25 protein-coding genes are annotated in these 22,594 nt (G+C 65.7%); 8 read left to right on the top strand and 17 right to left on the bottom strand.

Annotated elements, in window-relative coordinates; genetic code table 11:
• Positions 1–140: 140 nt before the first annotated feature.
• The 4 genes from LGR64_RS04215 to LGR64_RS04200 form a co-directional block, all read right to left on the bottom strand.
• Positions 141–1,637, bottom strand: a complete 1,497-nt coding sequence (locus LGR64_RS04215; RefSeq protein WP_141834202.1) for a coniferyl aldehyde dehydrogenase — start codon at positions 1,635–1,637, stop codon at positions 141–143.
• Positions 1,638–1,767: 130 nt separating this feature from the next.
• The gene (locus LGR64_RS04210; protein ID WP_012207005.1) at positions 1,768–2,121 is read right to left on the bottom strand and encodes a hypothetical protein; all 354 of its coding nucleotides are present in this window, start codon (positions 2,119–2,121) and stop codon (positions 1,768–1,770) included.
• Between the two features lie 30 nt (positions 2,122–2,151).
• A complete protein-coding gene (gene clpB, locus LGR64_RS04205) occupies positions 2,152–4,764 on the bottom strand; it encodes an ATP-dependent chaperone ClpB (protein ID WP_034396613.1) in 2,613 nt (870 codons plus the stop codon).
• Positions 4,765–4,897: 133 nt separating this feature from the next.
• Entirely contained in the window at positions 4,898–5,806 is a 909-nt protein-coding gene (locus LGR64_RS04200; protein WP_230355013.1) for an AraC family transcriptional regulator, read from the bottom strand.
• A gap of 104 nt (positions 5,807–5,910) precedes the next feature.
• Here LGR64_RS04200 and LGR64_RS04195 point away from each other — a divergent pair, with 104 nt between their 5' ends.
• Positions 5,911–6,801: a DMT family transporter gene (locus tag LGR64_RS04195; protein ID WP_230355012.1), complete on the top strand. Its 891-nt coding sequence runs from the start codon at positions 5,911–5,913 to the stop codon at positions 6,799–6,801.
• A gap of 12 nt (positions 6,802–6,813) precedes the next feature.
• Here the strand turns inward: LGR64_RS04195 and LGR64_RS04190 are convergent, their stop codons facing one another.
• On the bottom strand, positions 6,814–7,275 hold the full coding sequence (locus LGR64_RS04190) for a molybdenum cofactor biosynthesis protein MoaE (RefSeq protein WP_047469218.1): 462 nt from the start codon (positions 7,273–7,275) through the stop codon (positions 6,814–6,816).
• 106 nt (positions 7,276–7,381) lie between these two features.
• Between LGR64_RS04190 and LGR64_RS04185 the strand changes: the two genes are divergently transcribed.
• From LGR64_RS04185 to dapA, 3 genes are all read left to right on the top strand, one after another.
• Complete coding sequence (locus tag LGR64_RS04185) at positions 7,382–7,636, top strand: hypothetical protein (RefSeq protein WP_012207010.1); 255 nt, start codon at positions 7,382–7,384, stop codon at positions 7,634–7,636.
• Between the two features lie 8 nt (positions 7,637–7,644).
• Positions 7,645–7,989, top strand: a complete 345-nt coding sequence (locus LGR64_RS04180) for a hypothetical protein (RefSeq protein WP_099732985.1) — start codon at positions 7,645–7,647, stop codon at positions 7,987–7,989.
• A 284-nt stretch (positions 7,990–8,273) separates the two neighbouring features.
• Positions 8,274–9,209 (top strand): 4-hydroxy-tetrahydrodipicolinate synthase, encoded by a 936-nt coding sequence (dapA, locus tag LGR64_RS04175; RefSeq protein ID WP_230355011.1) that lies wholly within the window; start codon positions 8,274–8,276, stop codon positions 9,207–9,209.
• Here dapA and LGR64_RS04170 read toward each other — a convergent pair.
• The 7 genes from LGR64_RS04170 to LGR64_RS04140 all read right to left on the bottom strand — a co-directional run bounded on the left by LGR64_RS04170 (position 9,155) and on the right by LGR64_RS04140 (position 15,899).
• Complete coding sequence (locus LGR64_RS04170; RefSeq protein WP_230355010.1) at positions 9,155–9,508, bottom strand: recombinase family protein; 354 nt, start codon at positions 9,506–9,508, stop codon at positions 9,155–9,157. The genes dapA and LGR64_RS04170 overlap by 55 nt on opposite strands.
• Before the next feature lie 5 nt (positions 9,509–9,513).
• The gene (gene moaD / locus LGR64_RS04165; protein ID WP_230355009.1) at positions 9,514–9,789 is read right to left on the bottom strand and encodes a molybdopterin converting factor subunit 1; all 276 of its coding nucleotides are present in this window, start codon (positions 9,787–9,789) and stop codon (positions 9,514–9,516) included.
• Positions 9,786–11,021 carry a molybdopterin molybdotransferase MoeA gene (locus LGR64_RS04160; protein ID WP_230355008.1) on the bottom strand — a complete coding sequence of 412 codons (1,236 nt, stop codon included), beginning with the start codon at positions 11,019–11,021 and terminating at the stop codon, positions 9,786–9,788. Before LGR64_RS04160 ends, moaD begins: the two co-directional genes overlap by 4 nt.
• Positions 11,022–11,030: 9 nt before the next feature.
• Positions 11,031–11,591, bottom strand: a complete 561-nt coding sequence (mobB, locus tag LGR64_RS04155; RefSeq protein WP_141834773.1) for a molybdopterin-guanine dinucleotide biosynthesis protein B — start codon at positions 11,589–11,591, stop codon at positions 11,031–11,033.
• A 46-nt stretch (positions 11,592–11,637) separates the two neighbouring features.
• Entirely contained in the window at positions 11,638–13,065 is a 1,428-nt protein-coding gene (gene thrC, locus LGR64_RS04150; RefSeq protein WP_230355007.1) for a threonine synthase, read from the bottom strand.
• A gap of 140 nt (positions 13,066–13,205) precedes the next feature.
• Complete coding sequence (locus tag LGR64_RS04145; protein ID WP_012207018.1) at positions 13,206–14,555, bottom strand: homoserine dehydrogenase; 1,350 nt, start codon at positions 14,553–14,555, stop codon at positions 13,206–13,208.
• A 108-nt stretch (positions 14,556–14,663) separates the two neighbouring features.
• A complete protein-coding gene (locus LGR64_RS04140; protein WP_141834184.1) occupies positions 14,664–15,899 on the bottom strand; it encodes a pyridoxal phosphate-dependent aminotransferase in 1,236 nt (411 codons plus the stop codon).
• A gap of 170 nt (positions 15,900–16,069) precedes the next feature.
• On the opposite strand from LGR64_RS04140, the gene LGR64_RS04135 reads away from it, so the two are divergent.
• The 4 genes from LGR64_RS04135 to LGR64_RS04120 all read left to right on the top strand — a co-directional run bounded on the left by LGR64_RS04135 (position 16,070) and on the right by LGR64_RS04120 (position 19,458).
• Positions 16,070–16,438: an Mth938-like domain-containing protein gene (locus LGR64_RS04135; protein WP_012207020.1), complete on the top strand. Its 369-nt coding sequence runs from the start codon at positions 16,070–16,072 to the stop codon at positions 16,436–16,438.
• Positions 16,439–16,576: 138 nt separating this feature from the next.
• A complete protein-coding gene (locus LGR64_RS04130; protein ID WP_013801026.1) occupies positions 16,577–17,062 on the top strand; it encodes a peroxiredoxin in 486 nt (161 codons plus the stop codon).
• 176 nt (positions 17,063–17,238) lie between these two features.
• Complete coding sequence (locus tag LGR64_RS04125) at positions 17,239–19,056, top strand: PhoH family protein (RefSeq protein WP_141834181.1); 1,818 nt, start codon at positions 17,239–17,241, stop codon at positions 19,054–19,056.
• 3 nt (positions 19,057–19,059) lie between these two features.
• Positions 19,060–19,458 carry a hypothetical protein gene (locus tag LGR64_RS04120; RefSeq protein ID WP_141834179.1) on the top strand — a complete coding sequence of 133 codons (399 nt, stop codon included), beginning with the start codon at positions 19,060–19,062 and terminating at the stop codon, positions 19,456–19,458.
• A 73-nt stretch (positions 19,459–19,531) separates the two neighbouring features.
• Here LGR64_RS04120 and dnaB read toward each other — a convergent pair whose 3' ends face one another.
• From dnaB to rpsF, 5 genes are all read right to left on the bottom strand, one after another.
• Positions 19,532–20,965 carry a replicative DNA helicase gene (dnaB, locus tag LGR64_RS04115; RefSeq protein WP_012207024.1) on the bottom strand — a complete coding sequence of 478 codons (1,434 nt, stop codon included), beginning with the start codon at positions 20,963–20,965 and terminating at the stop codon, positions 19,532–19,534.
• A gap of 132 nt (positions 20,966–21,097) precedes the next feature.
• Complete coding sequence (gene rplI, locus LGR64_RS04110) at positions 21,098–21,550, bottom strand: 50S ribosomal protein L9 (protein ID WP_013801023.1); 453 nt, start codon at positions 21,548–21,550, stop codon at positions 21,098–21,100.
• An 11-nt stretch (positions 21,551–21,561) separates the two neighbouring features.
• Entirely contained in the window at positions 21,562–21,843 is a 282-nt protein-coding gene (gene rpsR, locus LGR64_RS04105; RefSeq protein ID WP_012207026.1) for a 30S ribosomal protein S18, read from the bottom strand.
• An 18-nt stretch (positions 21,844–21,861) separates the two neighbouring features.
• Entirely contained in the window at positions 21,862–22,152 is a 291-nt protein-coding gene (gene priB, locus LGR64_RS04100) for a primosomal replication protein N (protein ID WP_012207027.1), read from the bottom strand.
• A gap of 26 nt (positions 22,153–22,178) precedes the next feature.
• Complete coding sequence (rpsF, locus tag LGR64_RS04095; protein ID WP_012207028.1) at positions 22,179–22,541, bottom strand: 30S ribosomal protein S6; 363 nt, start codon at positions 22,539–22,541, stop codon at positions 22,179–22,181.
• Positions 22,542–22,594: the final 53 nt, after the last annotated feature.

Genomic DNA, 22,594 nt, shown 5'->3' with positions numbered 1-22,594 from the left:
TTGCCCTCGGCATTGGGATGTGCTATGTGCTCTCCAAAAAAGAGCAGCTGGCGCACGCGACACAAGGCTTGGCAAGGAATCAGTTGACAATTTCTCACGATGCAGGCAAGCCCGGCAACGGCGAGAAATCACCCCCTCGCTCACAGCCAGCGGCGCATCAACTCCATGATGCGGTCGAACCTTGCGCCATAGGGCGGATACAGCATCGAAGCCCCCGACCAGCGCGACTGCACGAACACCGCCTTCTGATGGCTCAGCCGTGCAAAGCCCTGCTCCGAATGGTAGGCACCCCAGCCGCTGTCGCCCACGCCGCCGAAGGGCAGGTTCTCATGGGCGAAGTGCAGCAGGGTGTCGTTGACCGTCACCCCGCCGCTGATGGTGCGTGACAGCACGGCATCACGCACTTTCTCATCGCGGCCGAACCAGTACAGCGCCAGCGGCCTGGGCCCTGCATTGATGGCCGAGACCACGTCATCCAGCCTGTCGTAGCTGATCACGGGCAGGATGGGGCCGAAGATCTCCTCCTGCATGAGCTGCATCTGGCTGGTGGCATTGAAGACCAGGGCCGGCGCCATCTGGCGCTCCACGGCATCGCCCCAGGCCATGTCGGCGCTCTCCTGGCCGGCTCCGCCATCCTCCATCCACTCGACATGCGCCCCCATGCCCTGGGCCTGGCGCAGCATCTGCCGCAGGCGCGCCAGGTGGCGCTTGGTGAGGATGGCCGCATAGTCCGGATTGCCGGCAAAGCGCGGGAACAGCCGCCGCGCCGCGGTGCGAAAGGCCTCGGCAAACTCCGCCTCCTGCCCGCGCGGCAGCAGCACGTAGTCGGGGGCGATGCAGGTCTGGCCCGCATTGACGAGCTTGCCATGCGCGATCTTGAGCGCGGCCTCCTTCAGGTCGCAGTCGGTGGAGATGATGCAGGGCGACTTGCCACCGAGCTCCAGCGTCGTCGGCGTCAGGTGCGCCGCCGCCGCCTGCGCCACGCGCCGGCCCACGGCAGTCGAGCCGGTGAACAGCAGATGGTCGAAGTGCAGGCCCGAGAACTGCGTGGCAATGCTCACATCGCCTTCGATGACGGCGAATTCCTCGGGCGCGAAAAACTGCCCCACCAGCGCCGCCAGCTGGGCCGATGTGTGCGGCGTGAGTTCGCTGGGCTTGAGCATGACGCGGTTGCCCGCCGCCAGGGCCGTGATGGCCGGCCCCAGCGCCAGCTGCACCGGATAGTTCCACGGGGAAATCACCCCCACCACGCCCAGCGGCTGGCGCTCTATCCAGCCCCGGCCGGGCATGAGCATCAGCGGCGTTCGCACCCGCTGGCGCCCCGACCAGCGCGCCAGATGGCGCAGCATGTGCTTGAGCAGGTTGCGCAGCACGAACAGCTCCACCATCTCGGTCAGCCGTGGCGAGCGCATGCCGAAGTCGGCCTGTACGGCGGCGGCCAGCACGGGGCCGTGCTCGTCCAGCAGCTTTTGCATGCGCAGCAGGCGTTCGCGGCGTACCAGCAGGGGCACGTCCACCTGCGCCCGGCTGGCCTGGTACTGAAGGTCGAAGACGCGGTGGAGATCCAGCTGGGTCATAGGCTCAATGGTAAGAAGACACTTGCATGCGCCGCATTCCAAGGGTGCGTCGCGGCACATGTTGGCATGCAGCGGCAGGAAAAAAAAGGGAGCCTTGCACGGGCTCCCGAGGGTTTCAGACTATACGGGCCGCCACGCGCGGCCTGGGCACGAAGATGCGCAGGCCGCGTAAAGGCTGCAGCAAGACGCTTCAGGGCTCGCGCACTTCACGGGGCTGAACGTCGGTCACCTCGCCCGCACCCGGCAGTACGCCGGCACCGGCGCGGCGGCCACCGCCCTCAGCAGCGCCATAGGCGCGCTGCGGACGCTGTGCCATCCACTCGGAGCCAGAGCGGTACACGGTCTGCCAGCCCGCCCGCGGGCTCATGCGCATGGCCCAGGGCATCACCGGCTGGCCGGTGAGCCTGGCCCACAGCGCTCTCACGGCCCAGACCAGGGCCAGCAGCGCCGCGGCGGTCAGCAGGCTGACAAAGAAGACCAGGCCCACAAGCATCAGCAGGATGCGAACGGCCCAGCGGGTCAGGGTGGCGACAAAATCGTTCAAAGCAAAGCCTTTCTTGGCTGGCCCGGTGCGTCAGGCGGGGTCTGCCGCATCGAACCGGAATACGCCCGGCTCCTGTACCGGGTCCACATGTACCGCAATCGTGCTCTTGGGCGGGAAGCGCCCTTCGAGCAGCAGTTTCGACAGCGGATTCTCGATCCGCTGCTGTATCGCGCGCTTGAGCGGCCGGGCCCCGAAAACGGGATCGAAGCCCACCTTGGCCAGTTCGGCCAGTGCCTGGTCGGACACCTGCAGCGCAAGGTCCATTTTCTCCAAACGACGCTCCAGCAGCTTGAGCTGAATCCTTGCGATCGACTCGATATTCTTCGCGTCGAGCGCGTGGAAGACCACGGTTTCGTCGATGCGGTTGAGGAATTCGGGTCGGAAATGGTTCTTGAGTTCCCCCCAGACCGCATCTTTCACATCATCGTAATCCTCGCCGACCATGGCCTGGATCAGCAAAGAGCCTATGTTGCTCGTCATCACGATGACCGTGTTCTTGAAGTCCACGGTGCGGCCCTGGCCATCGGTCAGGCGACCATCGTCCAGCACCTGCAGCAGCACGTTGAAGACGTCGGGATGGGCCTTTTCCACCTCATCGAGCAGCAGCACGCTGTAGGGCTTGCGGCGCACGGCCTCGGTCAGGTAACCGCCTTCCTCGTAGCCCACGTAGCCAGGCGGCGCACCAATCAGGCGGGCCACGGAATGCTTTTCCATGAACTCGCTCATGTCGATGCGCACCAGATGGTCTTCGCTGTCGAACAGGAAGCCGGCCAGCGCCTTGCACAGCTCGGTCTTGCCCACGCCCGTGGGGCCCAGGAACAGGAAGGAGCCCGTGGGCCGGTTGGGATCGGACAGGCCCGAGCGCGAGCGGCGAATGGCATTGGCCACGGCCGAGATGGCCTCGTCCTGGCCGACGACGCGGTCATGCAGCCGGTCTTCCATACGCAGCAGCTTGTCCTTCTCGCCCTGCATCATCTTGGCCACGGGAATGCCCGTGGCACGGCTGACCACTTCGGCAATTTCCTCGGCGCCGACATGGGTGCGCAGCAGCCTGTGAGCGGGCGCGCCGCCCTGCCCCTGCTCGTTGGCCTGGGCTTCGTTGAGCTGCTTTTCCAGCGAGGGCAGCTTGCCGTATTGCAGCTCAGCCACCTTGTTGAAGTCGCCCTTGCGCTTGAGCTCCTCGATCTGGATGCGGATCTGGTCGATCTCCTTGCGGATCTGCTCGGAGCCCTGGGCGCTGGCCTTCTCGCTCTTCCAGACCTCTTCCAGGTCGGCGTACTCGCGCTCCAGGCTGCCGAGCTCCTCCTCGATCAGTTGCAGGCGCTTTTGCGAGGCCTCGTCCTTTTCCTTCTTCATGGCCTCGCGCTCGATCTTGAGCTGGATCATGCGGCGCTCGAGCTTGTCCATGACCTCGGGCTTGGAGTCGATCTCGATCTTGATCTTGGCCGCGGCCTCGTCGATCAGGTCGATGGCCTTGTCGGGCAGGAAGCGGTCGGTGATGTAGCGGTGGCTCAGCTCGGCCGCAGCCACGATGGCCGGGTCGGTGATGTCCACGCCATGGTGGGCCTCGTAGCGCACCTGCAGTCCGCGCAGGATGGCGATGGTGTCCTCCACGGAAGGCTCTTCGACCAGCACCTTCTGGAAGCGCCGCTCCAGCGCCGCATCCTTTTCGATGTACTTGCGGTATTCATCGAGCGTGGTCGCGCCGATGCAGTGCAGCTCGCCGCGCGCCAGGGCCGGCTTGAGCATGTTGCCCGCGTCCATGGCGCCGTCGGCCTTGCCGGCACCGACCATGGTGTGGATCTCGTCGATGAACAAGATGATGCGGCCCTCTTCCTGGGCCACTTCCTTGAGCACGGACTTCAGGCGTTCCTCGAAGTCGCCACGGTATTTGGCGCCGGCCAGCAGGCCCGCCATGTCCAGCGACAGCACGCGCTTGTTCTTGAGGCTTTCGGGCACCTCGCCGGCCACGATGCGCTGGGCCAAGCCCTCGACGATGGCGGTCTTGCCCACGCCGGGCTCGCCGATCAGCACGGGGTTGTTCTTGCTGCGGCGCTGCAGCACCTGGATGGAGCGGCGGATTTCGTCGTCGCGGCCGATCACCGGATCGAGCTTGCCGATGCGCGCGCGCTCGGTCAGGTCCATGGTGTATTTCTTGAGGGCCTCGCGCTGGCCTTCGCCTTCGGCGCTGTCCATGGTCTGGCCGCCGCGCACGGCGTTGATGGCCGACTCCAGGCTGGAGCGCGTCACGCCGCTTTCCTTGAGCAGTTGGCCTGCGCGCGTGGAAGAGCCGCTGCTGTCGGTCAGCGCCAGCAGGAACAGCTCGCTGGCAATGAACTGGTCGCCGCGCTTGAGGGCTTCCTTCTCGGTCGCCTGCAGCAGCCGGCCCAGCTCGGAGCCGACCTGCACCTGGTCCTGGTGCTGCACGCGCGGCAGATCGGCCAGGGCCTTCTCGGCCGCGGCCTGCAGCTGGCCCACGTTGGCGCCGGCGCGCTGCAAGAGCGAGCGCGGACCATCGTCCTGGCGCAGCAGCGCCACGAGCAGGTGCAGGGGTTCGATATTGGATTGGTCACCGCCCAGGGCCAGCGTTTGCGCGTCGGCCAGGGCTTCCTGGAACTTGGTTGTCAGTTTGTCGATTCGCATGGTGTTTCTTTTCGCTCCTGAAACAGGGTCATTGCGATTTATCTGATACCGGCAGGGCAAATTTCAAGCCATGCCCGGCCCGCAAGGACAGACGCTTGCGCCAGATCAAGGCCGGCGAGGCCGGCCATCCTTCTCAAGCATTGCGCTGAAAGATCGAGAACTGCGTAGGCGTAACACCCAAATGCGCCCGGAAGCTGCGCACCAGGTGGCTGGCGCTGGAAAAGCCGCAATCCAGCGCCAGCTCGGCCAGCGGCGGCACGTTGCGCGCAGACAGGGCACGCCGTGCCCGGGCCAGGCGCTGCTGCAGCACCCATTCGTGCACCGTGCAGCCCATGCTCTGGCGGAACATGCGTGCGAAATGGAATTCCGAGAGGCAGGCCTGTCTCGCCAGTGCCGGCAGCGACACGGCCTTGGAGTCATGCAGATGCGCCTCGACATGGGCCAGCACCCTCCGCCGCATGGCCGCAGAAAGCCCGCCCAGCGGCCGCTGCAGCGCCTGCAGCTGGCGCGGCGTGGCGGACTGCAGCACCAGCCGGTCCACCAGCTGCTGGCCAATGGCATCGGCCGCCAGTTGCTGCTGCGGGTCCTGCCAGTCCAGCTGCATCAGCGCACGGGCACCGGCGTGGAAGGCCTGATCATCCCCGTAGATCTGCGCACGCAAGGTGCGCGAGCGGGGCTCGGCATCCAGCATGCGGACCACGCGCCCCGCCCAGGCCAGGTCGGACACATACAGGTGCAGGAACTGCACGGGCGAGCGCACCAGCCAGTGCGATTCGTCCTCTGGCGTGAAGATGCAGATGCGCCCCGGCGCCCCCATGGCCTCGGGCCGCGCCTTGAGCTGCGAGCCCTCGCCCCCGGCCAGGTAGACCGACAGCGTGTGGTGACCAGGCTGGCAGTAGCGCACCTCGTCGTCCACATTGGCCCAGACGGCCAGCTCCACCCCCTCGCTCAGGCGCGCGCGCCGCTGCAGCCGGGCCTTGGAGCGTGACAGCACCTGGCACAGGTGGCTGGAGGGCAGCTCGGGCAGCGGCGTGGGCGTCATGGCAGCGATTGTGGTCCCGCAGCCATACCGACGCATGGCGCCAGGCCATCAAACCGCAGGAATCTGCCATGCCCGCCCAGCCTGCGGCGCCATCATCCCCGGCCATGACTGCCACCCTCTATGCCCTGGTCGTGCTGATCTGGGGTTCGACCTGGATCGCCCTGAAACTGCAGTTGGGCGCCGTGCCCGTGGAGCTGTCCATTGCCTACCGCTTTGCGCTGGCCGCCGTGCTGATGTTCGCCTGGCTGGCCTGGTCGCGGCAGCTGCGCGTGCCCCGCGGCCCGGCGCTGCCGCGCGTGCTGGCGCAGGGCCTGTGCCTGTTCAGCTTCAACTTCGTGTGCTTCATGCATGCCAGCGAGACGCTGGCCAGCGGCCTGGCCGCCGTGGTGTTCTCCAGCGCCAATCTCTGGAACGCGCTGCTGGCGCGCATCATCCACGGCCGCCGGCTGGCGCCCCATGTGCTGGCCGGCAGCCTCTTCGGCCTTGCGGGTCTGGTGGCGCTGTTCTGGCCCGAGCTGCGCGCAGGCCGGCATGCCAGCCTGCCTGGCCTGGGCTGGGCGGTGCTGGGCACGCTTTGCTTTTCCTGCGGGAACATGCTGTCTGCCTCGCTGCAGTCCATGGGCTGGCGGCCCGCACAGACCAATGCCTGGGGCATGCTCGCCGGCACGCTGCTGCTGACCGGCTATGCGCTGGTGGCGGGCCTGCCCTGGCGCTTCGATACCAGCTGGACCTATGTGGGCTCCTGGCTGTACCTGGCCATTCCAGGCTCGGTGATTGCGTTCACGGCCTACCTGACCCTGGTGGGTCGGCTGGGCCCGGAGAAGGCGGCCTATGCGACGGTGCTGTTCCCCATTGTTGCGCTCAGCATCTCGGCCCTGTTCGAGGGCTATGTCTGGACGCCGCTGGCCGTGGGCGGGCTGCTGCTGGTGATGTTCGGAAACCTGCTGGTGTTCCGCCCGCCGCAATGGTTGCGGGGCGCCACGCTCAAGGCCTGAAGGCCCGCCGCCTCACTGGCGCCAGCGCGCCAGCGCCTCTTCGTCGCTGACGCGCGCATCCACCCAGCGCGCACCCTCGGGCGTTTGCTCCTTCTTCCAGAAAGGCGCCAGCGACTTGAGGTAGTCCATGATGTATTCGCAGGCCTGGAAGGCCATGCCCCGGTGCGATGCGGTGACGGCCACGAGCACGATCTGGTCCATGGGCTGCAGCGGACCGATGCGGTGGATGACGCGCGCGCCATGGATGCCGAAGCGCTGGACCGCCTCGTCGATGATGGCCTCGATGGATTTCTCGGTCATGCCCGGGTAGTGCTCCAGCTCCATGCTGGCCACGGCGGCGCCCTCGTTGCGGTCACGCACCGTGCCGATGAAGCTGCAGACCGCGCCCACGCGCGCGTCGCCGCCGCGCAGGGCGGCGAGTTCGGCCGATACGTCGAAATCCTCGGTCTGGATGGATACACGGGCTGCTTGCATGCCCGCATTGTCGCAGGGCGGCGGCGCACCAGGGCGCACCAGGGACTGGCGAACGCGGTAGCATTGCCCTCCCCCGCCGCCGGCCTTTTGCTGCAGCGGGCCATGCATGGCCACACTCACGATCACCACCCCCGAATACACGCTCTACCCGTCGCCGCGCAACGAGCAGCGCGTGGTCTACGAGCATCAGCTGTTCGTGTCGCATCCCTACACCATCATCCATCTGCCCGACTACAACTTTCGCGGCAAGGCCACGCTGTTCGCAGCCCACCGCCTGGCCGACGGCAAGATGGGCCAGCTCGTGAGCTGCGAGCTGGCCGAGGACCTTGCACGCTTCGAGCGCCTGTTCGAACCCGATTGAGGCGCGCCATGGACGAGACCAGCCAGATACAGCCGCCGCCGAGCTTTGCCGCCCTGTATGCCGACCGGCACGGCCGGCTCAAGGCATCGATTGCAGACGTGGTCGGGCGCTATGAACTGTGCGAGGACCTGGCCAGCCACCTGGTCGAGCAGGCGCAGACGCTCTATCACTCCGGTAACTCCTCGGAGCAAGGCGTGCTGCTGGGCATGCACGCGGGCCTGGCGGCCGAGGGCTCCATCGTCAGCCCTGGCGAGGCGCGCTGGATCGTGCAGCGCCTGGCCGAGCTGCTGGAGTGGCAGGCACCGCTGCTGCCCGATGCATCACCCCCTCCCGGCGCCGACGGCGCAACCTGAAGGCCACCACCCTGGCGCTCAGGCGCGCTACACTGCGCGCCATGCCTGCAATCTTTGCCTTCCCCACATGCCACGGTGATGCCGTGCGCCTGTGCCTGGGCAAAGCCTGCAAACCCCAGCTCGTCTGACCGGAGCTGAGGTTCCGTCCAGATGAGCGACGGAACCGGCCCGGCAGCCTCCATCTCCCCTTCCCGCATCCCTTCAGGCGCCTGCCTTTCCGCCCTCGGTCTGGCCGGTGGCTGCGTCCGGTCGTTCATTGTTTGAATCAACCGAAGGGATCTTCCATGTCTTTGCCTTCCACCACCTCGCCGCAAGCCCGATTCCAGGGGCTGTGGCTTCCGCTGGTCACGCCCTTTCTTCCTGGAGATGAGGCGGCGGTGGACCACGGGGCTCTGCGCGCCCTGGTGCAGCACTACAACGCCACCGGCATCGCCGGCTACGTGGCCTGCGGCTCGACCGCCGAGGCCGCCGCGCTGAGCGAAGCGGAGCACGATGCCGCCCTGTCCACCATCCTCTCAGCGGCCCAGGGCATGCCCGTGGTCATGGGCGTTTCGGACTGCCACCTGGGGCATGCGCTGGCCCGTGTTCAAACACTGAACGCCCTGCCGCTGGCCGGCATTCTGGTGCCCGCGCCGCATTACATACGCCCGTCGCAGGCAGGGCTGCTGCAGTGGTTCACGGCGATTGCCGAGCGCAGCGCCCACCCAGTCATCGTCTACGACATTCCCTACCGCACCGGCGTGGTGCTGGAGCTGGCCACGCTGCGTGCGCTGGCCGCACATGAGCGCATCGTGGCCATCAAGGATTGCGGGGGCGATGCCGCCAAGACCCAGGCGCTGATCGCCGATGGGCAACTGCAGGTGCTGGCTGGCGAAGACGCGCAGATCTTTTCCACGCTGGCCCTGGGCGGTGCGGGAGCGATTGCTGCCAGCGCGCACGCGCATACACGGCACTTCGTCGCGTTGATGCAATGCCTGGAGCGTGGCGACCTGCCCGCTGCCCGTGCGCTGTGGCAGCCGCTGCAGCCGCACATCGCCGCCTGCTTTGCCGAGCCCAATCCCGCACCCATCAAGGCCTTGCTGGCGCAGCAGGGCCGAATGCGGGCAACGCTGCGGGCGCCCATGCAGCCGGCATCGGCCGCGCTGGCGCAGCGGCTGGCCGGGATTCAGCTGCCGCTGCTGCCGTCTGCAGATGGTGTTGCGGAGCGCAGGTCGGCATAGCGGTTCAGGATGCGTTGCACCTGACCGTGCGTCCACTCGCCGCCCCGGGCCGCGGCAATGCCGCGGGCATTGAGTTCGGCGGCCATGGCGCGGTGCGTCAGGCCGCGCGCCTGCAGTTCGGCGAACAGCGCCTCATGCTGCTGGGCGAAGGCATCGGCCGTGGATTTGCGCTTTTCCACGGTGGCGCGCAGGTTGTCTGAGCCTGCGCGGCCCAGTTGCACGCCGCGCGCCTTGGCTTCGGACAGGGCCTTGCGCGTGCGCGCGCTGATGGCTTGGTCCACGGGCTTGTCGGTGGTCATTTGGATCAACCTCCGGTCACGGGAGGAAAGAAAGCCACCTCGTCCCCCTGGCGAATGGCGGCCCCGGCATCGCACAGGACCTGGTTCAGCGCCATGCGCACGGCCTTGCCAGGGGCCAGCGCTTCGGCGGCTGCACCGCCACGCGCAATCAGTTCCTCACGCAGCGCGCCCACGGTGGCAACCTCGGTGGACAGGGTTTCGCTGCCCGTGCCCAGGGCTTCGCGGATGGAGGCGAAATAGCGCACGGTGATGGTGATGGCGATGGGGACGGTCTGGCTCATGACAGCAGCTCCGAAAAGGCGATGAAGCGCACCCGGTCGCCCGGCGCAATGGCCTGCCCCGGCGGGTTGTCCACCACGCCATCGCCCCAGGCCGCCGAGGTCAGCACGCCCGAACTCTGGTTGCGGAACAGCTCCAGCCCGCCGCTGTCGTTGTAGCGCACGCGCAGGAATTCGCGGCGCTTGTCCCCGCGCGGCCAATGGAAGTCGGCGCGCACCTCGACCGAGCGCGGCAGCGCCTGCTGCACGCCCTGCAGGCGCAGCACGAAGGGGCGTACCAGCAAAAGGAAGGTGACGAAGCTGGAGACCGGATTGCCGGGCAGGCCGATGAAGTGGGCAAAGCCTTCGCCATCGCGGTTCACGCGGCCATAGGCGAAGGGCTTGCCGGGCTTGACGGCGATCTGCCAGAGGTCGAGCTGGCCCAGCGCCTGCACGGCGGGCTTGACATGGTCTTCCTCGCCGACAGACACCCCGCCGCTGGTCAGGATCAGGTCATGCGCGCGGGCCGCCTCGCGCAAAGCATCCACAGTGGCTTCGCGCCGGTCGGGGACGATGCCGAAGTCGGTGACCTCGCAGCCCATGCGCTGCAGCAGGGCGCGAAGGAAGAATCGGTTGCTGTTGTAGATGCTGCCGGGCGGCATCTGCTCGGGCGCCACGGTGCCCGGCATGACCAGCTCGTCGCCTGTGGAGAACAGGGCCACGCGCGGCTTGCGTGCCACGCGCAAAGAGGCCAGGCCGATGCTGGCGGCCAGGCCCAGCTCGGCCGGCGACAGGCGCGTGCCGGCCGCGATGACGGTGGCGCCGCGCCGGATGTCTTCGCCAGAGCGGCGTATCCATTGCCCGGCCTCGGGCCGCGCCTTGATGCGCACGCGACCGTCTTCCAGGACTTCGCAGTCTTCCTGCATGACGATGGCATCGGCACCTTCGGGCACCGGAGCGCCCGTGAAGATGCGCGCCACCGTGCCCACGGCCAGCGGCTGGCCCATGGCGCCTGCGGGGATGCGCTGCGAGACGGGCAGCTCGGCATTGCCCTGGGTGCATTCGGCGCTGCGCACGGCGTAGCCGTCCATGGCGCTGTTGTCCTGGGGCGGCACTTGCAGCGGAGAGACGGCATCGGCCAGCAGCACACGGCCATCGGCATCGAAGCTGTCCACGGTGTCATCGCCGGCCAGCGGCAGTGCCTGGGCCAGCAATTCGGCCAGCGCTTCGTCAAGGGGCTTGAGCGGGGCTCGCATGGTGTTTTCCTAATTTCGAGGGAGGCCTGGGGCACGGTAGCGCAGTTGCTGCGCATGCTCCAGCAGCCATTGCAGTATCTGCCCTGGCGCATTGAGATCGAGCACGGGCTGGCGCGGCGGCTCTGGCAGGCGCTGCGGTGCGTCGGTGGCAATGGCCAGCACATGGGGGTCGTGCGGATACAGGGGCGCCTGGGTCTTGCCGGCGCTGGCGCGCTCGGGCTGGTCGCGCCAGATCTCTATCTTGGGCAGGTCGGCGTGCTTGAAGCCTTCGACCAGCACCCAATCCACGCGCGAATCGAGTTCGGCCAGCATGTCGTGCACCGACAGCTCCGTGGGACGGGGGAATTCGCGCATCAGCGCCAGACGGCGATCCGAGGCCAGCACCACTTCATAGGCGCCCGCCTTGCGGTGGCGCCAGCTGTCCTTGCCCTCGTGATCGACATCGAAATGGTGGTGGGCATGCTTGACCACCGAAACGCTGAGCCCCTGCGCACGCATCAGCGTGATCAGGGGCTCCACCAGGCTGGTCTTGCCCGAGCCAGAGTAGCCGGCGAAGCCTATGACCTTCATCGCCATGCACTCCTGCTGCGGACCTTTGGGCAGCCCGGCTGCGGCATCAGTCGCAATGCCGGGCGATATAGGCCTTGACCTGCTCGGCGTCGGCCGGTAAGTCGGTCACGCGCTTGGGCAGGTCCTCGATGCCTTCGAACTTGGCCGGGCGATCGGGCAGGCGGCCCAGCGCCTCCTCGATGGTGGCGGCGAACTTGATGGGCAGTGCCGTCTCCAGCACGATCATGGGCACGCCGGCCTGCAGCTGCTCGCGCGCCACCTTGACGCCGTCGGCCGTGTGCGTGTCGATCATGGTGCCGAAGCGCTCGAAGGTATCGCGGATGGCGGCCAGGCGGTCGGCATGCGTGCTCTTGCCGCTGACAAAGCCGTAGCGGGCAGCAGCTTCCTGGAACAGCGGGTTGCCGCCCAGGTCGAAGCGGCCCTGGCGTGCCACGCCCTCGGCGAACAATTCGCGCGTGGCCTGGCCATCGCGGCCCAGCAGGTCGAACACGAAGCGTTCGAAGTTGCTGGCCTTGGAGATATCCATCGAGGGGCTTGAAGTCTCGTAGGTATGTTCGCTGCCGCGCACCACGTAGGCGCCCGTGCGGAAGAACTCGTCGAGCACATCGTTCTCGTTGGTTGCCACCACCAGGCGCGCTATCGGCAGGCCCATCTGGCGCGCCACGTGGCCGGCGCAGATGTTGCCGAAGTTGCCGCTGGGCACCGTGAAGCTGACCTTCTGGTCATTGCTCTGCGTGGCCTGCAGGTAGCCGGCGAAGTAGTAGACGACCTGGGCCAGCAGGCGGGCCCAGTTGATCGAGTTGACCGTGCCGATCTTGTACTTCGCCTTGAAGGCGTGGTCGTTGGAGACGGCCTTGACGATGTCCTGGCAGTCGTCGAACACGCCTTCGATGGCGATGTTGTGGATGTTGGCATCCTGCAGGCTGAACATCTGGGCCTGCTGGAAGGGGCTCATGCGGCCGCGCGGGCTGGTCATGAACACGCGCACGCCCTTTTTGCCGCGCATGGCGTACTCGGCCGCGCTGCCGGTGTCACCACTGGTGGCACCCAGGATGTTCAGTTCCTCGCCACGGCGGCCCAGCTCGTACTCGAACAGGTTGCCCAGCAGCTGCATGGCCATGTCCTTGAAGGCCAGCGTGGGGCCGTTGGACAGGGCTTCAAGCCACAGGCCGTCTTCCAGCTGGCGCAGCGGCGTGATCTCGGCCGTGCCGAACACCTGCTGCGTATAGGTCTTGGCGCACAGGGCGCGCAGGTCCTCGGCCGGGATGTCGTCGATGTACAGGCTCAGGATCTCGAAGGCCAGGGCAGCGTAGCCCTGCTCCTTGTAGATGCTGCGCAGTTCGCCCAGGCGGGCGGCATCGATCTGCGGATAGTGCTCGGGCAGGTACAGCCCACCATCGGGCGCCAGGCCCTCGAGCAGGATGTCGCAAAAGCGCTTGCGGTCCGCGTGGCCGCGCGTGGAAAGATAAAGCATGTCGCTTCCTCGTCAGTATTCTGTGAGACGGGGCGCGGCCGATGCCAGGGATGCCGAGCAAGGGCCGCCCCGCAGCGAGGGCGTCGTCCCCCTCCCGCGTGCGAGAGAGGGGGAAGCGGCGCAGCCGCTCAGGGGGTGTCTTAGTTCAACTCTTCCTTGCGGATGCGGTTGATAGGGGCCAGCACCGTGGGCAGTTGCTGGATCTGGGCCAGGGCCGTGTCCATGTCGCCTTCGCGCGTGGCATGGGTCAGGATGATCAGGTCGGTCTGCGGCACGCCCTGGCTGCCTTCGCTGTCGCCGCTCACTTCGCCGGCCTCCCGCTGCAGCAGGGCGTCGATGCTGATGCCCATGCCCGCGAGGATGCTGGTGATCTTGGCCAGCACACCGGCTTCGTCAGCCACGCGGATGCGCAGGTAGTAGCTGGTGACCACCTCGCTCATGGGCAGCACGGGCAGCTCGCCACCTGCGGCGACCAGCGTGTTCGACTGGAAGGCCAGCGGGGGCACGCGGTGCTCGGGATCGGCCGTGTGCAGGCGGGCGATGTCCACCAGGTCGGCGATCACGGCGCTGGCCGTGGGCTCGGAGCCCGCGCCCTTGCCGTAGTACAGCGTGGTGCCCACGGCATCGCCATGGACGACGACGGCGTTCATCGCGCCTTCCACGTTCGCGATCAGGCGCTTGGTCGGCACCAGGCTGGGGTGCACGCGCAGCTCGATGCCCTTGTCCGTGCGCTTGGTGATGCCCAGCAGCTTGATGCGGTAGCCCAGTTGCTCGGCGTACTTGATGTCGGCCGCAGACAGCTTGGTGATGCCTTCCACATGCGCCTTGTCGAACTGCACGGGAATGCCGAAGGCGATGGCGCTCATCAGCGTGACCTTGTGGGCGGCGTCCACGCCTTCGATGTCGAAGGTCGGATCGGCTTCGGCATAGCCCAGGCGCTGGGCTTCCTTGAGCACCACGTCGAAGTCCAGGCCCTTGTCGCGCATTTCGGACAGGATGAAGTTGGTCGTGCCGTTGATGATGCCGGCCACCCACTGGATCTGGTTGGCCGTCAGGCCTTCGCGCAGCGCCTTGATGATGGGAATGCCACCGGCCACGGCCGCTTCGTAGGCCACCATCACGCCCTTCTCGGCGGCGGCCTTGAAGATTTCGCTGCCATGCACGGCCAGCAGGGCCTTGTTGGCCGTGACCACATGCTTGCCGGCGGCAATGGCTTCCAGCACCAGGGCCTTGGCAATGCCGTAGCCGCCGATCAGCTCGATCACCACGTCGATCTCGGGGTTGGCGATGATCTCGCGCGCATCGCCGACCACCTTGGCCGTGTCGCCCACGACGGAGCGGGCGCGTTCCGTATCCAGGTCGGCCACCATGGCAATCTCAATACCGCGGCCCGCACGGCGGCGGATCTCTTCCTGATTGCGCTGCAGCACGTTGAAGGTGCCGCTGCCCACGGTGCCAATGCCCAGAAGGCCTACTTGGATCGGTTTCATAAACTACTTGCCAGTCAAAAAACGCTGCGGCGCCCAGAGGGTGCGCGCCGGCAGCCGGTAAAAAGCAATGGCCGGCGGAAGGCCCTCTCCTCCACCGGCCCGCACAGCTCAGCCGCGGTCCGTGCCGTGGCGCTTGCGGTATTTCTCGAGGAACACTGCGAGACGGCGGATGGCCTCGCGCAGGTCGGTGTCGTGCGGCAGGAAGACGATGCGGAAATGGTCGGGGTGCGGCCAGTTGAAGCCTGTTCCCTGCACCAGCATGACCTTGGTCTCTTGCAGCACTTCCAGGAAGAACGCCTGGTCATCCTTGATCGGGTAGATCTCGGGGTCCAGGCGCGGGAACATATACAGCGCGGCTTGCGGCTTGACGCAGCTCACGCCGGGGATTTCGGTGATCAGCTTGTGGGCCAGATCGCGCTGCACGCGCAGCCGGCCGCCCTCCTGCACCAGCTCGTCGATGCTCTGGTGGCCGCCCAGCGCCGTCTGCACGGCCCATTGGCCGGGCACATTGGCGCACAGGCGCATGTTGGAGAGCATGTTCAGGCCCTCGATATAGTCCCGGGCCGCCTTCTTGTCGCCCGAGACCACCATCCAGCCGGCGCGGTAGCCGCAGCTGCGATAGGCCTTGGACAGCGAGTTGAAGGTCAGCGTCAGCACATCGGTGGACAGGCTGGCGAGCGGCGTGTGCACGACATCGTCGTACAGCACCTTGTCATAGACCTCGTCGGCAAAGATCACCAGCCCATGCTCGCGGGCCAGCGTCACGATGCTTTGCAGCAGCTGCTTGCTGTACAGGGCGCCCGTCGGGTTGTTGGGATTGATGACGACGATGCCCTTGGTGCGCGGCGTGATCTTGGCGCGGATATCTTCCAGGTCGGGCATCCAGCCGTTGGACTCGTCACACATGTAGTGCACGGGCGTGCCGCCCGACAGACTGGTGACGGCGGTCCACAGCGGATAGTCGGGCGCCGGCAGCAGCATCTCGTCGCCGTCGTCCAGCAGCGCGTTCGTGGCCAGGCTGATCAGCTCGGATGCGCCATTGCCCAGGTAGATATCGTCCAGTGTCACGCCCAGGATGCCCTGGCGCTGGGTCTCGTGCATCACGGCCTTGCGCGCTGCGAAGATGCCCTTGCTGTCCGAGTAGCCTGCCGAATTGGGCAGGTTGCGGATCATGTCCTGCTGCACTTCCTCGGGGGCATCGAAGCCGAACACGGCCAGGTTGCCGATATTGAGCTTGATGATCTTCTGCCCGTCCTCTTCCATCTTCTTCGCCGCGTCCATGATGGGCCCGCGGATGTCATAACAGACGTTGGCTAGTTTTGCGGATTTGAGAACGGTTTTCATGCTGAGAATATGAAAGTGGCCGGCGCGGGCTTGCGGCCTTCATGCACGCCAAAGTGCCCCATGCACCCTGGTGAAACCTATAATTTGACCACAGTTCCGCAATGCAGCATCGCCCTGGCCCCGGCCATGTGGCGGCCACCCCCTTCGCGCAGACCGCGCCACCCTCATCCATGAAATTCCACGCCGACAAATCCGAAGCACAGAGCATCACGGGCTATGGCCCCGGCTGGGTCGCCGTGGACAGGGAAAAATTCGAGCACAGCCTGCTGGTAGGCGCCAAGGGCCTGCGCCAGGCCTGGGACTGCGTCCGCTTCGAGGACCTGACGCCCGAGCATTTCGAGGCGCTGTCCCAACTGGATGCCGAGGTCATCATCCTGGGCAGCGGCCAGCGCAACCGCTTCCCGCCGGCGGCCTGGCTGCGCCCCCTCATGGCCCGGCGCATAGGCCTGGAAAGCATGGACACGCAGGCCGCGTGTCGCACCTACAACATCCTTGCCAGCGAAGGCCGTAACGTCGTCGCGGCCCTACTCTTGGAGTAGACTCCTGCCCCCCTGATTGGGTGAAATCCCGTTTTCAGGGTAAAATTGCAGGTTGCGGTTGGGGGCATTTCCGATAAAAGCAAAAACACAAACACGGCCCTCGGCATTTCAACGACTACACCCGAGAGATATAAGCGCATGGCGATCGTTGTCAACAAACCCCTTCCCGAATTTGAAGCCAACGCTACCGGCGGGATCAAGGTGACCAACACCTCCCACACGGGCCAGATTCTGATCCTGTATTTCTACCCAAAGGACAATACGCCTGGCTGCACCACTGAAGCCATGCAGTTCCGCGACAAGTACAAGGACTTCGTGAAAGCTGGTGCCACCGTGTTTGGCGTCTCGCGCGACAACATGAAGTCGCACGACGACTTCAAGGAAAAGCTGGAACTGCCGTTCGAGCTCATCGCCGATACGGAAGAGAAGATGTGCCACATGTTCGGCGTGGTCAAGAACAAGATCATGTACGGCAAGAAGGTGAAGGGCATCGAGCGTTCCACCTTCCTGGTGGGCACCGATGGCCTGCTGGTGCAGGAATGGCGCGGCCTGAAGGTCCCCGGCCACGTTGACGAGGTGCTCAAGGCTGTCAAGACCCTGAAGGCACTGAAGCAGGCCGCCTGATAGCGACAATCTGACAGGCGACAAAGCGTCGGCCGACATATTCAGGCCATCAGCCTATGCATAATGGGACGATGCCTCTTAGCAAAGACGCTTTTCCCTGTCACTCCACCAAAGCCGCCTCGGTTTCCAGGCGGCTTTGTGCTTTTTGATCCCTGTTGAGGAACGGTTCGTCCACTATGCCCCTGCCCCCCGCACCCGGCCGCCGTGCCGCCAAGCTCTCCCCCGAAGCCTTTCTTCCCGTGCGCGGTGCCCAGCACGCAGACCCCCTGCCCGCTGACGATCTTCCCGATGCAGCCGAGGCCGTAGCTGCCGCCGCGACGCGCAAGCGCAAGCCGGCCCCGGCCGCCGCCTCCAACAACACCGCCACAGCCGCAAAGCCCGCACCGGCGCGCGGCCGCAATACCAAGCCCGCAGCACCGGCACCGGCACCGGCTCCTGCGCCCGCGACTGCAGCCCCGGCCAATCGGCAGCGCCGCGCAACCGACAATTCCAACGCAACGGCAGCGCCGTCCAGCGCCCGCTCGGCCAACAGATCCTCCACAGAAGCCAAGCCGGCAGCACTGCTGGCAGCGCCGGTTCGCCCGCGCCGCACGCGCACAGGACCGAAGACGCTGTTCGTGCTCGACACCAACGTGCTGCTGCACGACCCGACCAGCCTGTTCCGCTTCGAGGAACACGACATCTTCCTGCCCATGGTGGTGCTGGAAGAACTCGACGGCCACAAGAAGGGCATGACCGAAGTGGCGCGCAACGGCCGCCAGGTCAGCCGCACGCTGGATTCGCTGGTCGCCTCCCAGCCCTCCGAAACGCTGGACAAGGGCCTGCCGCTGAATGCCACGGGCCAGCGCAGCGCCACGGGAATGCTGTATTTCCAGACGGAACCGCTGGAGACCTCGCTGCCCGACAGCCTGCCCCAGGGCAAGGCGGACAACCAGATCCTGGGCGTGGTCGCCGCGCTGCGCAAGAAGTTCAGCGAGCGCGAAGTCGTGCTGGTGTCCAAGGACATCAACATGCGCGTCAAGGCACGCGCGCTGGGCCTGGCGGCCGAGGACTACCAGAACGACAAGGTTCTGGACGACGGCGATCTGCTGTATGCAGGCGCCCTGGCCCTGCCCCAGGACTTCTGGGCCAAGGCGGGCAAGAACGTCGAGAGCTGGCAGGAAGGCGCCATCACCTACTACCGCATCAGCGGCGCCATCGTCGACCAGCTGATGATCAATCAGTTCGTCTACCACGAGGCACCGGGCGAGCCCAGCCTGTTCATGCGCGTGACCGAGATCCGCGACAAGACGGCCGTGCTCAAGACGCTCAAGGACTTCGGCAATCCCAAGTACGCCGTTTGGGGCGTCACGGCGCGCAACCGCGAACAGAACTTCGCGATGAACCTGCTGATGAACCCGGACATCGATCTGGTCACGCTGACCGGCACGGCCGGCACCGGCAAGACCCTGCTGGCCCTGGCTGCCGGCCTGTCCCAGGTGCTGGACGACCGCCGCTACACCGAGATCATCATGACGCGCGCCACGGTGAGCGTGGGTGAGGACATCGGCTTCCTGCCCGGCACCGAGGAAGAGAAGATGGGCCCCTGGATGGGCGCCCTCGACGACAACCTCGAATTCCTGGCCAAGGGCGATGGCGGCAATGCCGGCGAATGGGGCCGCGCAGCCACCAATGAGCTGATCCGCAGCCGCATCAAGATCAAGAGCATGAACTTCATGCGCGGCCGCACCTTCCTGAACAAGTACGTCATCATCGACGAGGCCCAGAACCTGACGCCCAAGCAGATGAAGACCCTGATCACGCGCGCCGGCCCCGGTACCAAGATCATCTGCATGGGCAATCTGGCGCAGATCGATACGCCCTACCTGACCGAAGGCTCCTCGGGCCTGACCTACGCGGTGGACCGCTTCAAGGGCTGGCCACACAGCGGCCACATCACGCTGGCGCGCGGCGAGCGTTCGCGCCTGGCAGACTTCGCCAGCGAGGTGCTCTAAGCCATGGCGATCAGCTGGATCACCGCGTTGAAGCTGGTGCCCTGGGGCGATGTCATCGAGGCCACGCCCCAGGTCGTCAAGGCCGCCAAGAACCTGCTGCGCAAGAAGGACGCTGCGCAGGAGCTCGATGCACAGCATCCTGCGGCCGTCGAGCCGCTGGCACCGCCGCGCTCGGCTGGCGAACAGGCGCTGCAGCTGATCCAGGCCCAGGACGCACGCATCGTGCAACTGGAACAATCCCAGCGCCAGTCGCTGGAGTTGATCGAAAAGCTGGCGGAGCAGAACGCCCAGATCGTGGCCACCGTGGGCGCGCTGCGCACGGGTGCCCAGCGGCTGGCCTGGGCATGCGCCATCCTTGGCGCCTGCGTGGCGGGCCTGCTGATCCAGGTCTGGCGCATGTAGATCGCCAACCACCCAAAGCAAACGGCCCCTCGGGGCCGTTTTTCATTGCGGGCACAAAGCCGGGGTATCCCGGTCAGTACTCGTCGCCGCCACCGTAGCCCACGGCCAGGTTCTCGAAGCGCGTCTGGTTTTTCTGGAAGAACACCTTCACCGTTCCCGTGGGACCGTTACGCTGCTTGCCGATGATGACTTCGGCAATGTTCGGCTCCTTGCTGTCCTTGTTGTAGTAGTCATCACGGTAGATGAACATGATGATGTCGGCATCCTGCTCGATGGCACCCGATTCGCGCAGGTCGGACATCATGGGACGCTTGTCGGTGCGCTGCTCCACCGAGCGGTTGAGCTGTGACAGGGCAATCACCGGGCACTGCAGTTCCTTGGCCAGCATTTTCAAGCCCCGCGAAATCTCGCCCAGCTCGGTCGCACGGTTGTCGGAACTGGCGGCCGAGCCCGAGCCGCTCATCAGTTGCAAATAGTCCACCACGATCAGGCCCAGCTTGCCGCAGGTGCGCGCCAGGCGCCGCGCATTGGCGCGCAGTTCCGTGGGGGACAGGCCCGGTGTCTCGTCGATGTGCAGGGACACCGTGCGCAGCCGCTCGATGGCTTCCGTCAGGCGCGGCCACTCGTCGTCGTTGAGCTTGCCCGTGCGCAGATTGCCCTGGTTGACGCGGCCGATGGAGCCGACGATACGAACCGCCAGCTGGGCCGCGCCCATTTCCATGGAGAAAATGGCGACCGGCAGGCCCTCGTTGAGCGCCACATGCTCGGCGATATTCACCGCAAACGAAGTCTTGCCCATCGAGGGACGGGCAGCCAGCACCACCAGGTCACCGGCCTGCAGGCCGCTGGTCATGCGGTCCAGATCGACGAAACCCGTGGGCACGCCGGTCACGTCCATGGGGTTGTCGGCCATCTCCTGAACACGGTCCAGCAGGTCCACCACCAGCGTGTCGAGCGACTGGAAGCCCTGCTTGTTGCGCGCACCCTCCTCGCCGATGGCCAGGATCTTCTGCTCGGCCTCGTCCAGAATGCGATCGACCGTCTTGCCCTGCGGATTGAATGCATTGGTGGCGATGTCGTCGCTGGCAGTCACCAGTTTGCGCAGGATGGAGCGCTCCCGCACGATCTCCGCATAGCGCCGGATGTTGGTGGCGCTGGGCACGTACTGCGCCAGCTGGTTCAGGTACAGCAGGCCGCCGATTTCCTCGGCCTTGCCCATGCTCTGCAAATGCTCGTAGACCGTGATCACGTCGGCCGGCTTGCTGCCGTTGATCAGCTTGCCGATGGCCTCGTAGATCAGCTTGTGCTCATGGCGGTAGAAATCACCATCCACCAGCAGATCACCAACACGCTCCCAGGCGTTGTTGTCCAGCAGCAGCCCCCCTAGAACGCTGGACTCGGACTCCATCGAATGCGGCGGCACGCGCAACTGGGCCACCTGCTGGTCGCCAGCAGGCAGCGGTGCGAACGCATCATCGAGATCGAGCGGGGGCATTACGGACGACATGGAATTCCTGGAGATGAGCCCGCCATCGTAGCGGCTGGCAAAAGGCCGCGCCACCCGGCGTCATCACCCTGGCACGGCAAAGCAAAAAGCCGCCCTAAGGCGGCTTTTTGGTGATACGGGACAAGCCCCGGATCAGGAGTGGTCGCCGTAGACCGACACCGTCACTTCGACGCTGACGTCGGTGTGCAGTGCCACGACCACGGTGGCGTCGCCCACGGTCTTGATGGGACCGTTGACCAGGCGAACTTGCGACTTGGCGACGGCAAAGCCGGCCTTGGTCAGTTCTTCGGCGATGTCGGCGTTGGTCACCGAGCCGAACAGGCGGCCGTCAACGCCAGCCTTCTGGGTCAGCTTGACGTTTGCGCCGTTGAGCTTTTCGCCCAGTTGCTGAGCAGCAGCCAGCTTTTCAGCCGCTTGCTTTTCCAGTTCGACGCGCTTGGCTTCGAACTCGGCCTTGGCGGAAGCCGTGGCACGACGGGCAGCGCCCGTGGGGATCAGGAAGTTGCGGGCGTAGCCGTCTTTGACCTTGACGATGTCGCCGAGGCCACCGAGGTTCACAACCTTGTCGAGCAGAATGACTTGCATGGTTGTATTCCTTAGATCTTGTGCTGGTCAGAGTAAGGAACCAGAGCCAGGAAGCGGGCGCGCTTGATGGCCGTGTTCAGCTGACGCTGGTAGATGGCGCGCGTGCCGGTCAGGCGAGCGGGCACGATCTTGCCGTTTTCACCGATGAAGTCACGCAGGGTGTCCACATCCTTGTAGTCGATTTCTTCGACGCCGGCGACGGTGAAGCGGCAGAAGCGCTTGCGCTTGAACAGCAGCGACTGCGTGTTGCGCTTGGGGCGCTTGTCCTTGTTGAATTTCTTGAACGTGGCCATTTCTGGACCTCTTGAAAATTAGTTTTGTTGAATGTCCTGGATGTGGAAAACCAGCAATTTGCCGTTGCGGGGCGTTGCCAGGAAGCCTTGGAACTTCCACTGGCTGCCGAGCGCCTGGCGGGCCAGCTTTTCAGCCAGCGCGCCAAAGGCCACCGCCTTGACAGATGCCGTCACGCTGCGTTCGCTTCCTGCTTCCTTTTGCCGCGACGCGTGTTCGAGTCGCAGTTCAAGGGCGGGCAGCCCTGCCGGCGTGTAGCGCAGTGCTTGAAGCTCTGCGATGGCGGCCGTCAGTGCAACGTGGTTCTCCACTCCTTCAGGTTCTGAAAGGGCTGGGCTCAGGCCTGTTCGGTCTGGCTGGCCTTGCGGGCTTCTTCACGCTCGACGGTCTTCATCATCGAGGAAGGCGCAGTGTCGGCCTTCTTCTTCTGAACCGTCAGGTGACGCAGCACGGCATCGTTGAACTTGAAGGCATGCTCCAGCTCAGCCATCACAGCCTGGTCGGCTTCGATGTTCAGGCACAGGTAGTGGGCCTTGGCGAGCTTGTTGATCATGTAAGCCAGTTGGCGACGGCCCCAGTCTTCTTCGCGATGGACCTTGCCACCGCCAGCGGTGATCATGCCCTTGTAGCGTTCCAGCATGGCGGGAACCTGCTCGCTCTGATCCGGGTGGATCAACAAAACGATTTCGTAATGACGCATATCGACTCCTTTTGGGAAAACGCCGCCCACTGCGTCTTGTAGCGGTGCGGCAA

It is taken from the genome of Delftia sp. Lp-1 (assembly GCF_020523835.1).
Taxonomy (GTDB): Bacteria; Pseudomonadota; Gammaproteobacteria; order Burkholderiales; family Burkholderiaceae_C; genus Comamonas; species Comamonas acidovorans.
Note: the sequence above shows the minus strand (reverse complement) of the source record. Positions and strands in the feature narration are given on the sequence as shown.